Raw genomic sequence first — 270 nt, 5'->3', positions numbered from 1 at the left:
CATCAGGTCGAGCTGGGCGGTATCCTGCAGCATCGGGCTTAGCCGTTGTTGTAGGGGAAGAGCTTGAAATAGGGCTGCGCTTCCTCGATCACGCGGGCGACAGACGGGCGTTGCGGCAAGCGGTCGTGGTAGCGTCTCACCGCCGGATATTTGTCGCCGAACGGCTCGACCTTGTTGGCGTAGAACAATGCCGGGGCGGCGGCGCAATCGGCCATCGTGAAGGCCTCGCCCATCGCCCATGTCCTCGACTGCATGTCCTGTTCGATGATG

1 protein-coding gene is annotated in these 270 nt (G+C 62.2%); it reads right to left on the bottom strand.

The window, feature by feature from the left end; genetic code table 11:
• Positions 1 to 38: 38 nt before the first annotated feature.
• On the bottom strand, positions 39 to 270 hold a 232-nt coding region (locus AC0L2O_RS36850; protein WP_473373213.1), incomplete at its 5' end, for a glutathione S-transferase family protein.

The organism is Bradyrhizobium sp. Kon10 (assembly GCF_055807395.1).
This window is presented reverse-complemented; position numbering and strand designations above follow the sequence as displayed.